Here is a 12,149-nt window from a genome sequence, read left to right as displayed (position 1 = left end):
AAATTAGAACTTTTCTAATTCTTTATCATATTTACTAACAATTTTTGAAATCTCATCGTGAAGTTTATTTCCATCAAATTTCACAAGATAAGATTCTCCTCCTGCTTTTTCACCTTTTTCTTTACTAAATTTATCACTAATAGAGGAACTAAAGATAATAGGAAATTTAGCAAATCTTGGGTCTTCTTTAACCTTTTTGGCAAAATGAAAACCATCCATTTTTGGCATTTCAATATCCGAAATGATAACTTTTAAGAATTGCGAAAGTTTTTCACCATAATTTTCATAAAGTTTTTCAAGTTTTTCTAAACCAGCCTCTCCATCATTAGCTTCTGTAACATCAAAGCCCATTTTTTCTAAAAATTCTTTGGTAATTTTTCGTGCAATTGCACTATCATCTAAAATTAGTGCTAAACCTCCAAATTGTGTATAACTACGATCAGCGTTAATTTCTGGACGGTAAAGACCTAAATCTTGAATGATACTTTCTAAATCAAGAATTAGTAAAACTTCTTCCCCTCCATCAATTCGTGTAATACCTGTAATTTTTCCCTTATCTAATTTTGAATTTGTGCTAGATGAGGAGCTAAAATTAGCGGGTTCTATATTTTTCCAATTGATTCTTCGAATACGTTTTGCCTCATGAACAATAAAGCCAATTACAATATCATTAAGCTCTGCTATAATAACACGAGGCTTAATTTTTTTGTTTTTTGGGACTTCCACATGCATCCATTTTGCAAGGTTAATCACAGGAATGACAATCCCACGCAAATCAAAAATACCTTCAATATATTCAGGTGCACCAGGTAATTCAGTTAAGTGTGGTAGGCGGATGATCTCATTAACTTTAGCGACATTAATCCCATAAATTCCTTCATAAATTTTACCTTTCTCTAATTTATAAATTCGAAAATCAACAAGCTCTATTTCATTACTGCTTGCTTTTAAAGTATCTTGTTTTTCAAAACTTGCCAACTAAAACTCCTTCATTTTTAAGGATAGGTAATTATTCTCATATTCTACAACAAAATATTTTTTTTTACAAGCAAAAAGAGGTAGTCCAATATAGTTCATAGTATGAAAATTTACATTTTTATTAAGATGAAAATGCCCTTCAATAATATAAGAATGTTGTTGAATATTATATTGCTTAATATAATTTAAGATTCTTTGAGTAATGAAATGTGAAGAATCCTTAGAGGATTCTTTTAGCGTCTTTTTCTTTAAATGATTAATTAAGAAAGGATAAAGGATATTTTTAAAGAGATGTAAAAATTTAATAGTGATTTTTTGACGTATTAATATTGTGTAAAATCTATAATGCCACGATAAGAGAATATCCCCGTGGGCCAAATAAACTTTGTTTTGGTTTAAAAAACAGCAAATAGGTTGAGATTGGATAGAAAAACAACGAATATTTTTAAAAGCAGGGATTGTTTGTAGGAGAAAATCGTGATTTCCCTCTAAATAATAGATTTCATGTTTTAAGGCAAGTTGCTCTAAAATATTTAGTGTTTTTTGATTATCTTTTAAGCATTGAGAAATATCACCAACTAAAAAATCAAAAATATCTCCCATTAAAAAGATTTGTCTTCTAGGGAGAAGCAGGAGAGATTGAAAAAATTTATCTAAAGTATTACGATAAAGGCTATGATGATGAGAATCAGCAATAAATATAGCATTCTCTTTAATAGTTATAAGATTAGGGAACATAGGCAATTTTTGGCAAACCTAAAGTTTCTTCTAAACCACACATTAAATTTGCATTAGCTACTGCTTGTGAGCTAGCACCTCGTAAAAGATTATCAATACTTGCAGTAATAAATAAATCCTTCCCATCATTTTTGGCATAAATATCACAAAAATGCGTTCCTACAACATTTTTAATTTTGACACAATGATCACAGATTCTAATAAAATTTTCTTCTTTATAATGTTGTTGGAGTATTTCTAAAGGATTAATAATCTCTTTGAGTCTAGCATAAATGGAGACAAGCATTCCTCTAGTAAGCGGAATAAGGTGGGGGACAAAAAGGATTTTGATAGAGGTCTTGGTAATTTTTGTGATTTGTTCATCAATTTCAGGTGAATGCCGATGAGTGATAGGAGAATATGCAAAAAGATTTTCATTAATATTTACAAAATGTGAGGCATGAACAAGTTTTTTACCCGCTCCACTTACGCCACTTTTTGCATCAATATAAAGCGTCTGTGTGTTATCTAAATAAGGAATAAAAGGCAATATGGCTAAAAGTGAGGCTGTTGGGTAACAACCTGGATTTGCTATTAAGTTACTTTTAGCAATCAAAGAGCGGTTGTATTCTGGGAGACCATAAATAGCATTGTTAAGATTTTCTGCATCAAGATGTCGTGTGTAAAAAGCTTCATATTGATTAAGAGATAATCGATAATCTGCTGATAAATCAATAATTTTAATTTCGTATTTTGAGAGTATTTTAATGTATTCCATAGCTTTTTGATGAGGCAATGCTAAAAAAACAGCCTTAGAACTTTGAACAATACTTTGGATATTGGTCTGTAAAACTGGCATTGAAAGAATTTTTTTAAAACTAGGATAAAGGGTGCTTAATTCTTCATGATATTCTGTGCCATAAATAGATACGAGTTCAAAAATGGGGTGATTAATAAGTAGCTTTATAAGCTCTAGCCCTGTATAACCTCCAGCTCCAATAATAGAAGCAGCAATTTTCATTATTTTTCCTTAAATGATTTTTAAGTTTATAGGGTAGTTTGAAATTTATGATTGATCACCCCCCTCCTAAAAATGTTAAACATTCAATAGTATCACCTTCTTTGAGAGAGTGAGTATCCCATTTATCTCGTTTAATAACTTCTAAATTAATGGCAACAGCAATGCTTTTAGTGTCAATTTTGTATTCTTGTAAGAGATGAAGTAGAGTTGTTGTTTGTGTTGAGATATTTTTTCCATTTAATCTAACTTGCATATAAAACTCCTTATTTTTCTACTTTGGGTAGTGTTTGTAGTGTTTAATGAAAATTATTCTATGCTTTTTTTCTTAAAAAAATCATAAAAAAACCCTTTTTTTCTTACTTCCTCACCCCTTGTTAAAAACAATTCTCCTTCTTTTATATCTTTTCTAACGGTGCTTCCTGCCCCAATGATGCAATTATCTTCAATACAAATTGGGGATACTACTTGAGTATCGCTCCCAATAAATACATTTTTTCCAATCTTTGTTAAATGTTTATCTCTGCCATCATAATTACAAGTGATAAATCCTGCTCCGATATTTGTTCCTATATCAATCTCACTATCTCCGATATAACTTAAATGCCCGGCCTTAACTCCACTAAGTGTAGATTTTTTAATTTCGACAAAATTACCAATATGAGTTTTTTTAAGTATGCTTTGTGGTCTTAAATGTGCTAAGGGTCCTATATCGCTATTTTCAATAATACTTGATTCAATGATGCTATGAGCTTTGATATGAGAGTTAATAATCTTGCTATCCCCATAAATACTTACTCCATTTTCTATAACGCATTCTCCTTCAAAGGTTACAGAATCTTCAATATAAATGGTATTTATAAGATTCATTCTAACGCCTTTTTTAAGCCAATATTCTTTAATCCTATTACCGAGTATTTCTTCTGCTTTAGCTAAATCTAGCTTATCATTGACACCTTTAAAATTTTCTATTTTTCCATAAATAGGCGTGATTTTTTTAGAATCTTTTTTAGCAAGAGAAATAACATCTGTGAGATAATATTCCTTTTGTGCGTTATTATTTTGAAGTTTGGGGAGATAATCTTCTAAAATACTTTTACTAAAGCAGTAAATACCGCCATTAAGAGTGCTCAAATTTAAAATTTCTGCACTAGCATCTTTTTCTTCAATGATTTCTAAAACCTCTTCATTATTTATAACAACTCTACCATATCCATAGGTATTAGGAGAATCTAAAACACTCATAATAATATCAGATTGTATAGAAACAAACTTTTCTAAATCTTCGGATTGGATTAAGGGCATATCGCCATTTAATACTAATACTTTTTGGTATTTTGGATGATAATTTTTTAACGCTCCGCCAGTGCCGGGATAATTCTTTAAGTCCTGTTCTAAAAAGACAATATTATTATCAAAGTATTCTTTCATTTTTGCTTGAATCTTTTTAGCTTCAAAGCCTACAACAATACTCACATCATCACTTAATTTTAAGGCTTCTTTTATACTAAAATAGAGCATTTCCCTTCCGCAAATTTTATGCAAAACTTTTGGGGTTTGTGATTGCATTCTTTTGCCTTTTCCAGCAGCTAAGATAATAATTGATAAAGAAGTATTTTTCATAGAATTGAAGTCCATACTTTAGTTAGAAAAATTTAATAAGATTTTAACACAATAAATTTTAAAATTAAATCTTTTATACATTAAAGTAATTTGAATATTTTTATAAGGGATTTTAGCAATGGATATAGCAACGGTTATTGGTATGTCATTATCACTTATCTTGCTTGGAACGGCGATGATGCTTGGGGTAGGAATTGCACCTTATTTGGATCCCCCCTCCATTTTGATTACAGTTGGTGGATCAATTACAAGTTTATTTATTGCTTATAAAATGGAAACGATGAAAAAAAGTGTTGCTTTTTTTATGATTGCTTTTAAACCACAAACTTTTGATGTTCCAGCATTAATTAAAAGGTTGGTAGATTATTCCACCCAAGCAAGAAGAGATGGGATATTATCTTTAGAGCAACAAGTTAATCAAGAAGAAAATTCATTTTTGCGTAAAGGGCTTGGTATGGCAATTGATGGGGCAGAACCTGATAGCATTCGGGATTTGTTAGAAATTGAAATGGATAGAACTCTAGATCGCCATAAAACTAATGCCGGATTATTTGATACTTGGGGTTCTTATGCAGGGGCATATGGAATGCTTGGGACACTTATTGGATTAGTGGCGATGCTTTTAAATATGTCTGATCCTGCATCTATTGGACCTGCTATGGCTGTTGCCCTTTTAACGACTTTTTATGGTTCATTTATTGGAAATATTTTAGGAGCGCCTATTGCTAATATTTTAGTCGTTAGGGCTAATGATGAAGCACTTGTGCAACTTCTTGTTATTGAAGGAGTTATGTCAATTCAAGCTGGAGATAATCCACGCTCTTTAGAAACAAAACTCTTGACCTTTTTACCCCCTAATCAACGCGTAAGTTCGTTTGAGTAAGAGATAATATGGCAAAACGTTGTCCACCTTGTGATTGCCCTAATGTCTTACCCTTATGGCTTGGAACTTATGGGGATATGGTTACTTTAATCCTCACTTTTTTTATTTTATTGCTTTCAATGGTTACCTTTGATGCTAAAAAGTTATCAGAAGCCGAAGGTAGTGTTGATGGTGCATTAAGCCTTTTAAGTGGTGGCATTAAGATAGAAGTTGATAATACAAGGATTCAACAACAAGCTGATATGGTAGAAGATCCAGAAACCACAGAAGAAGTTAAAAAAATAGAAAGTGAGATTTTAGATTTTAAAGAAAATGTAAAAGTTTCTTTAGGTCCCTCTAGTATTATTGATAATGGGACTGAAGGATTTATTTTAAGGTTTCATGGAAAATTACTTTTTAAGCCAGATGACTATAGTGTTACTAGTGCTGATGAGATTTTATTTTTAAAAAGACTTGCTCTAATTTTACAAAAAATTCCACCTAATACTCATATGGATGTTATTGGATATACCGATGATAGAGTAGTTAAACCCACCGCACAATATCAAGATAATTTAGGCTTAAGTGCATTAAGGGCTGCAAGTGTTAGTAGGATTCTTATGCAAAATAATGTAAATCCACAAAAAATAACCGCATTAGGGGGTGGAGCCAATAATTTTGTATTTCCCAATATCAATGAAGAGAATCGTGCCATTAATCGTCGTGTAGAGTTTAGATTTTATCCTGATAATAGATCTTTGCATAAAAATCAAAATATTTTAGAAAAAACTATACAACAACGGGAAAGCAATATCCCAACCAACAACCCAAATGAGACTTTATGAAGCTATTTTTTTCTTTATGGTTATTAATTGAAATTTTCCCATCTTTTCTGTTAGCTGCACCACCTGAACTTCCAGAAACTCCTACAATTCCAATGGTAAATTTAACACTAGGGGTGCCAACAGAGCCAGGAGATTTAGTAACGACCCTAAATATTGTCGTTATTCTCACCTTACTAGCTTTAGCACCTTCATTTATTTTAATGGCTACAAGTTTTGCTAGGATTCTTATTGTATTTTCTTTCTTACGCACCGCTATGGGAACGCAACAATCTCCCCCTACACAACTTTTAGTTTCTTTTGCATTGATTTTAACAATTTTTATTATGGAGCCTATCGCAAAAGAGGCTTATGAAAAAGGCATTAAGCCTTATGTTGCCAAAGAAATACCTTATGATGAAGCCTTTGTGCTTGCAGCAGCCCCCTTTAAAGATTTTATGATTAGAAATACTAGACCTAAAGATTTAGCCATTTTTTATCGTATTAGGGGAATGGAGAATCCCCAAAGTGTCGATGATGTCCCTTTAAGTATAGTTCTACCTGCTTTTATTATTAGTGAAATGAAAACCGCTTTTCAAATTGGATTTTTATTATATTTACCCTTTTTGGTAATTGATATGGTAATTAGCTCTATTTTAATGGCTATGGGTATGATGATGTTACCACCAACAATGATTTCTCTACCTTTTAAAATTTTAATTTTTATTTTAGTAGATGGGTTTAATCTCTTAACAATAAACCTCGTGCAAAGTTTTCATTAATATTTTATGACTTGTGATTATTTGGGAATTTGTGGGGGTTGTATAGAATATCCTTTAGAGGATAAAATAGCTTTAGTCGCAAAATCTCTTGCTTTTGATCCCTATGAAGTTTTTTTATCTTCAGAGAGTAGTTTTAGAGCACGTTGTGAATTAGGAATCTACCATAAAGATAATGGGTTTTTTTATACTATGCGTAAGGGTAAGCAGTTTGTTTGCATACAAAATTGCCCAAATTTGGTTTTGAATATCCAACAATTTTTACAAGTCTTGCACCCCATTCTTCACCAAAGAGATTTTAGGGAGTTTATTAATAAGCTTTTTGCTTTAGAGATATTATCCACACAGCAAAATGAACTATTAATAACTTTTATTTACCATAGGAGACTTGAGCAATCTTGGTTAGTTTTAGCGACAAAATTAAAGAAAATATTAGAAGAAAAGCTTTTGATGAAAATAGCATTAATTGGTCGCTCCAGAGGAGTTAAACTAGTTGTAGATAGGGATTATGTTATAGAGAAATTAGAGGTTGCCGATAAATATTATTTTTATCGTTATGATGAAGGGAGTTTTACACAACCAAATCCTAGTATTAATGTAAAAATGATTGAATGGATTTTGTCTAAGGCAGAAAAAGATTCTTTAGATTTATTAGAAATGTATTGTGGTTGTGGGAATTTTACCCTCCCTTTATCGCAAAAATTTAGAAAAATACTGGCTACTGAAATTTCTAAAACTTCGATTCAAGCAGCAAAATTTGCAGCTTCTAAAAATAAAATTTCTAATATAGAATTTGTGCGTTTAAGTGGAGAGGAGTGTATAGAAGCATTGACCTTTCAAAGAAAATTTAGGCGATTAGATTCCATTAATTTGCAAGAATATACTTTCAGCACTATTTTAATAGATCCACCTCGCTGTGGAGTAGGGGAGAGGGTTTGTCGATTTTTGCAGCAATTCAATCAGATATTTTATATCTCTTGCAATCCAGCTACACTCCTAAAAGATTTAGAGTGTCTAAGGAAAACACACCAAATTACTGCTTTAGCCTTTTTTGATCAATTCCCTCATACGCAACATTTAGAAAGTGGAGTGCTTTTAAAATCTAAAAATAACTCATAATTTTTTATTATTGATTTGGGGTCTTAGTAAAAAGATTTAGTTTTTCAATAAAATGTCGATATAGTCAATGTTAATTTATTTAAAACAAGGAGAAGCAATGGAAGCAAATATTCGCTTCTCTTCTCTACAAGCCTCATTTATTACGACCAACCAGAGTGCTTTAGGAGAAGAGATTACAAAAAAAGAAGCAAATAGTGTTCCACAAATTACCAATCAAAAAGAGGGAGGGCAAAAAGCAGCTAATATTTCCTCCTCAATAGATTTGTCAAATCAAAAATTAGAGGACTTTCAAAAAGCAGTTATTAATCAAGCATTAGGGAAAGTCTCTGAAATAAAAAATGAAATGGTAAAGATTTGGGAGGAATTATTTTCTAATAAGAATGCTAATCCCCCTAAGTCTTCTTTTGATGATTTAGAGTCTTTATTGAATAAAAATTTTAGTCGTCCCAGCTTTAATTTAGGGAGTGGATTAAGCATTAAGCAGGGGTTTTATCAATCTTTAGATCTTTCTATACAAGGAAGCATTATAGGGAAAGACGGGATAAAAAGAGATTTGAATATAAATATTCATCTCTCACAAAGTTTTATGCAAAATCTTCAAATTAATTCTACAAATGATAGGATTCAACAACCCACTAAATACAATGAACCTATTGATCCTTTGGTTATTGATTATGAGGGAAATGGAGCAGAGCTTAGTGATATTACGATGAGTTTTGATTTAGATAGTGATGGTAAAAAAGATCAAATCTCTACTTTAAAGAAGGGTTCAGGATTTTTAGCTTTAGATAAAAATAATGATGGAATTATTAATAATGGCAGTGAGCTTTTTGGAACTCAAAGTGGAGATGGTTTTAAAGACTTAGCAAAATATGATACCAATGGAGATGGAAGAATTGATAAAAACGATCCCATTTATGACAAGCTAAGAATTTGGATTCCCAACCCAAAGGGTGAGGGAGAGCTAGTTGGTCTTGGAGAAAAAGGTATTGGTGTGATTTATCTTAACCCAAAAGAAGCTCAAGAGATGATGAGAGGAGAAGAGGGAGACTTATTAGGTATTAAACAAAAAACTGCAGATTTTTTATTTAATGACGGTAAAGCAGGGCAAATTCACCATATTGATTTAATCGCTAAAGATAATGAAGAAGATTCTAAAAAATTACAAGCTTCTTATGATAAATTCAATTTTCAAGGCTTACAAGCTTCTGCCAACAAAGCTTATATTCAAAATATTAGCCTTCATTTCACGCTTTCTAGCGCGCAAAGCAATCAACAAAGTAGTTTAAGTTTTTCACAAAACAATTCTTTTTCCTTAGAGGCACTTAGTAATGCCACTAATGGTGTTACTCAAGAAATTTCAAAAATGTGGAATCAATTAGAAGAGAGTTTTCTTAGTTTTGAATCTAATACCCAAAAAGGAGAGAATATCGTAGAGCAATTAGTAAAAAAATTTGATGATGACTACTATTCTAAACTCAATGCATTAATTTTTCATTCCTTAGAGGTTAATCAGCAAAAGAGTATCTTTAAAAGCTCTCATTCTTTTGCTTATTCTAGGCTTTTATTCTAAGAGGGTTTTTAGGGCTTTAAAACCCTCTTTCCATTGAGTATTTTCACAAAAGAGGAGAAACCCTCTTTTTACTAAAAGTTCTCTATAAGAGAGATCTTTAAATCTAATAATACTTTGTAAAAGTTGTGTTTTTAATGCTTCTTTATCAAGTGTCCAAACTTCCTTAATACTTTCTATACAATTTGCATAGCCTATTAAATTTGCTCTTTGATTGATAGCGACTTCTAATCCTAAAGTTGGGACTTTACAAGCAATGCTTTCACTAAGTGTTTGCCCACAAGCACAAATACAAAGATCCATTTGTGAGAATAAATTTGCCATTTGTGTAGCATTAAGATTGCTATAACCTTTTGCTTTTTTAAAGAGATGTTTATCTTTATGAATATAATGGATTTGAAAATTTGGATTGAAAGTATAAAGTTCTTCACAAAGCCATTTGGTTAAACCCAAAATATCTGCACCCCCTAAAGTAACCATAATATTTTTTATAGTTTTATGTAGTTTATGAGGAGTATTAAGGAGCTGTAAAAAGGGTTTTTGCAAAAGTGTATATCCCTTGCCTATCCATAAGGTATGGTTAGGGTATTTGTTTTTATAAGATTGTAAGTCTGCCCCTAAAGAGGCATTTAATAGTATGCCCTTAGGGTAGGGTAGTCTTAATGTATCATCAAAAAATATACAAACTCTTGCTAAAGAAGTGGCTTGATAATAGGAATCTATAGGTAAGGTATAAGAATCAATACTCATTAAATCACAAGATTCCTTGAACGATTCTAAGAATATGCAATCAAGGATTTTAGCTTGATAGTGATTTTGTTCTAATAAATTTGCTAATGCTTTAGTGCGGCTCATATGACCTAAACCAATACCTAACTTTTTATCCGCAAAAAGAAAGGCTTTTTTAGGAGTTTTTTGCATAGATTTTTTTGAGATTTTCTAGCTTTGAAGCACTATTAAGGAGCAGCATATCTGCTAATATAAGAGCAAGCATTGATTCGCACACAACACTTCCACGAATGGCAATGCAAGGGTCGTGCCTCCCTTTAATAATGCAAGAACACTCCTCTTTAGCAATGTTAAGGGAGTTTTGTGGGATAAAAATACTAGGGGTTGGTTTAAAATGTATTTTAATCAAAATTTCATCACCATTACTAATTCCCCCCAAGATTCCTCCGCTATGATTAGTTTCAAATCCCCCCTTATAAATCGCATCATTATGTTGAGAGCCCCGCATTTTAGAGCATTCTACACCGCTCCCAATTTCAACCGCTTTTACTCCATTTAACCCTAGCATTAAACTCCCAATAGCAGAATCTAATTTATAATAAAGAGGTTCGCCTAACCCAATAGGAACATTTAAAGCACTCACAATCGCTACTCCACCGATACTATTATGTGCTTTTCTAGCTTGTGTAATAGCTTCTTTTTGTTGTTCTTCTACTTTTTTATCTAAAGCATAGATTTCACTTTTGGTGGCAAAATTAAAGTCTATATCCTCTCCTGTAACATCTCCTATGCTAAGGATTCCACTTCTTAAAGTAATTTGGAATTCTTTTAAGAGGAGTTTTGCGATAGCCCCTGCTGCTACTCTAGCACTACTTTCTCTAGCACTACTGCGTCCTCCTCCCCTATGATCCCTTATGCTATATTTGTAAAAATAAGTAAAATCTGCGTGTCCTGGACGAAATATATCTTTTAAAGCAGTATAATCACTGCTTTTGCTAGAGGTGTTGTGGATAAAAAACCCTAAAGGCGTTCCTGTGCTTTTACCCTCAAAGACTCCACTTAAAATTTCCACTTTATCAGGCTCTTTTCTTTGGGTGGAGTAATGGTTTCTTCCCCCTTGTCTCCTAGCCATTTCAGTCGCAATAAAAGATTCATCAATATTTAATCCCGCTGGAAGCCCATCTAAAACCCCTCCAATTCCTTTTCCGTGACTTTCTCCAAAAGTTGTTAATCTTAAATATTCTCCGAAAGTATTCATTGTTGTCCCCTTAAGACTTCTAAAGCAATTTTTGCACAATTTTGTTGTGCTTCTTTTTTGCTCTTTCCACTAGCCTTTGCGTATTCTTTCTCTTGTATAAAAACTCCTACTAAAAATTCTTTATTATGATCAGGTCCTTTAGAATCTAAAACAATGTATTCAGGTATTACCCCAAAAATAGCTTGTGTAAGTTCTTGTAGATTAGTTTTATGGTCATAAAAAAGATTCTTAAAATCGGAAATGGTATAAACTTTATCAAGTAAATTAAGCACTAATTTTTGCACAGATTCTAAGCCGTTTTCTAAATAAATTGCCCCCATAATTGCTTCAAAAGCATTAGAGAGAATAGAATCTTTTTCTCTCCCATTATTTTGTTCTTCTGCACTAGAGATATAAAGGTATTCTCCAATTTTTAAATATTTTGCTAAAGTAGCAAAAGCTTTTTCATTCACGATAGAAGCACGCATTTTAGAAAGTTCTCCCTCTGGAGAATGCGGAAATTTTTTATATAAAAATTCCCCAATAATTAAATCTAAAACCGCATCTCCTAAAAATTCCAAACGTTCATTATGCATTTCTTTTTTTGTGCTTTTATGCGTTAGCGCTTCTTTTAATAATTGTGTATTTTTAAAGGAATATCCTAAACTTTGCTGAAAATTTTTTAAATGCATTTTC

Annotated in this window: 13 protein-coding genes; 5 read left to right on the top strand and 8 right to left on the bottom strand. The window is 31.9% G+C overall.

Translation table 11 applies throughout. The features are described from left to right. Nucleotides 1–3 precede the first annotated feature (3 nt). The 5 genes from LS72_RS08480 to glmU are packed head-to-tail and all read right to left on the bottom strand — an operon-like array spanning nt 4 to nt 4,336. Nucleotides 4–978: a chemotaxis protein gene (locus LS72_RS08480; RefSeq protein WP_034554520.1), complete on the bottom strand. Its 975-nt coding sequence runs from the start codon at nt 976–978 to the stop codon at nt 4–6. Then, nucleotides 979–1,716: a UDP-2,3-diacylglucosamine diphosphatase gene (locus tag LS72_RS08475; RefSeq protein ID WP_034554519.1), complete on the bottom strand. Its 738-nt coding sequence runs from the start codon at nt 1,714–1,716 to the stop codon at nt 979–981. Beyond that, nucleotides 1,706–2,716, bottom strand: a complete 1,011-nt coding sequence (gene argC / locus LS72_RS08470; RefSeq protein ID WP_138155263.1) for an N-acetyl-gamma-glutamyl-phosphate reductase — start codon at nt 2,714–2,716, stop codon at nt 1,706–1,708. Before argC ends, LS72_RS08475 begins: the two co-directional genes overlap by 11 nt. Nucleotides 2,717–2,771: 55 nt before the next feature. Further along, on the bottom strand, nt 2,772–2,969 hold the full coding sequence (gene thiS, locus LS72_RS08465; protein WP_034555405.1) for a sulfur carrier protein ThiS: 198 nt from the start codon (nt 2,967–2,969) through the stop codon (nt 2,772–2,774). 53 nt (nt 2,970–3,022) lie between these two features. Further along, nucleotides 3,023–4,336: a bifunctional UDP-N-acetylglucosamine diphosphorylase/glucosamine-1-phosphate N-acetyltransferase GlmU gene (gene glmU / locus LS72_RS08460; RefSeq protein WP_138155262.1), complete on the bottom strand. Its 1,314-nt coding sequence runs from the start codon at nt 4,334–4,336 to the stop codon at nt 3,023–3,025. Between the two features lie 118 nt (nt 4,337–4,454). Between glmU and LS72_RS08455 the strand changes: the two genes are divergently transcribed. The 5 genes from LS72_RS08455 to LS72_RS08435 all read left to right on the top strand — a co-directional run bounded on the left by LS72_RS08455 (nt 4,455) and on the right by LS72_RS08435 (nt 9,490). Beyond that, on the top strand, nt 4,455–5,219 hold the full coding sequence (locus tag LS72_RS08455) for a motility protein A (protein ID WP_034553940.1): 765 nt from the start codon (nt 4,455–4,457) through the stop codon (nt 5,217–5,219). A gap of 8 nt (nt 5,220–5,227) precedes the next feature. Continuing rightward, nucleotides 5,228–6,043, top strand: a complete 816-nt coding sequence (locus LS72_RS08450) for a flagellar motor protein MotB (protein ID WP_034553943.1) — start codon at nt 5,228–5,230, stop codon at nt 6,041–6,043. Next, nucleotides 6,040–6,801 (top strand): flagellar type III secretion system pore protein FliP, encoded by a 762-nt coding sequence (fliP, locus tag LS72_RS08445; protein WP_034553944.1) that lies wholly within the window; start codon nt 6,040–6,042, stop codon nt 6,799–6,801. Before LS72_RS08450 ends, fliP begins: the two co-directional genes overlap by 4 nt. 6 nt (nt 6,802–6,807) lie before the next feature. Then, nucleotides 6,808–7,917 carry a tRNA (uridine(54)-C5)-methyltransferase TrmA gene (gene trmA, locus LS72_RS08440; RefSeq protein WP_034553946.1) on the top strand — a complete coding sequence of 370 codons (1,110 nt, stop codon included), beginning with the start codon at nt 6,808–6,810 and terminating at the stop codon, nt 7,915–7,917. Nucleotides 7,918–8,014: 97 nt separating this feature from the next. Beyond that, nucleotides 8,015–9,490, top strand: coding sequence for a hypothetical protein (locus LS72_RS08435; protein ID WP_034553947.1), 1,476 nt, complete (start codon nt 8,015–8,017; stop codon nt 9,488–9,490). Here the strand turns inward: LS72_RS08435 and LS72_RS08430 are convergent. From LS72_RS08430 to rnc, 3 genes are read right to left on the bottom strand one after another with little or no spacing between them, the layout of a single operon-like run. Further along, a complete protein-coding gene (locus LS72_RS08430; protein WP_034553948.1) occupies nt 9,482–10,408 on the bottom strand; it encodes a hypothetical protein in 927 nt (308 codons plus the stop codon). The two genes, LS72_RS08435 and LS72_RS08430, sit on opposite strands and share 9 nt — an antisense overlap. After that, nucleotides 10,392–11,474: a chorismate synthase gene (gene aroC / locus LS72_RS08425; protein WP_034553949.1), complete on the bottom strand. Its 1,083-nt coding sequence runs from the start codon at nt 11,472–11,474 to the stop codon at nt 10,392–10,394. Before aroC ends, LS72_RS08430 begins: the two co-directional genes overlap by 17 nt. Then, complete coding sequence (rnc, locus tag LS72_RS08420; protein WP_034553951.1) at nt 11,471–12,145, bottom strand: ribonuclease III; 675 nt, start codon at nt 12,143–12,145, stop codon at nt 11,471–11,473. Before rnc ends, aroC begins: the two co-directional genes overlap by 4 nt. Nucleotides 12,146–12,149 lie beyond the last annotated feature (4 nt).

The organism is Helicobacter apodemus (assembly GCF_000765745.2).
Taxonomy (GTDB): domain Bacteria; phylum Campylobacterota; class Campylobacteria; order Campylobacterales; family Helicobacteraceae; genus Helicobacter_D; species Helicobacter_D apodemus.
This window is presented reverse-complemented; position numbering and strand designations above follow the sequence as displayed.

Excerpts from the sequence above, each read along its gene's own strand:
- LS72_RS08475 (WP_034554519.1), bottom strand. The coding sequence starts at position 1,716 with ATGTTCCCTAATCTTATAACTATTAAAGAGAATGCTATATTTATTGCT.
- argC (WP_138155263.1), bottom strand. The coding sequence starts at position 2,716 with ATGAAAATTGCTGCTTCTATTATTGGAGCTGGAGGTTATACAGGGCTA.
- thiS (WP_034555405.1), bottom strand. The coding sequence starts at position 2,969 with ATGCAAGTTAGATTAAATGGAAAAAATATCTCAACACAAACAACAACT.
- glmU (WP_138155262.1), bottom strand. The coding sequence starts at position 4,336 with ATGAAAAATACTTCTTTATCAATTATTATCTTAGCTGCTGGAAAAGGC.
- LS72_RS08455 (WP_034553940.1), top strand. The coding sequence starts at position 4,455 with ATGGATATAGCAACGGTTATTGGTATGTCATTATCACTTATCTTGCTT.
- LS72_RS08450 (WP_034553943.1), top strand. The coding sequence starts at position 5,228 with ATGGCAAAACGTTGTCCACCTTGTGATTGCCCTAATGTCTTACCCTTA.
- fliP (WP_034553944.1), top strand. The coding sequence starts at position 6,040 with ATGAAGCTATTTTTTTCTTTATGGTTATTAATTGAAATTTTCCCATCT.
- trmA (WP_034553946.1), top strand. The coding sequence starts at position 6,808 with ATGACTTGTGATTATTTGGGAATTTGTGGGGGTTGTATAGAATATCCT.
- LS72_RS08435 (WP_034553947.1), top strand. The coding sequence starts at position 8,015 with ATGGAAGCAAATATTCGCTTCTCTTCTCTACAAGCCTCATTTATTACG.
- LS72_RS08430 (WP_034553948.1), bottom strand. The coding sequence starts at position 10,408 with ATGCAAAAAACTCCTAAAAAAGCCTTTCTTTTTGCGGATAAAAAGTTA.
- aroC (WP_034553949.1), bottom strand. The coding sequence starts at position 11,474 with ATGAATACTTTCGGAGAATATTTAAGATTAACAACTTTTGGAGAAAGT.
- rnc (WP_034553951.1), bottom strand. The coding sequence starts at position 12,145 with ATGCATTTAAAAAATTTTCAGCAAAGTTTAGGATATTCCTTTAAAAAT.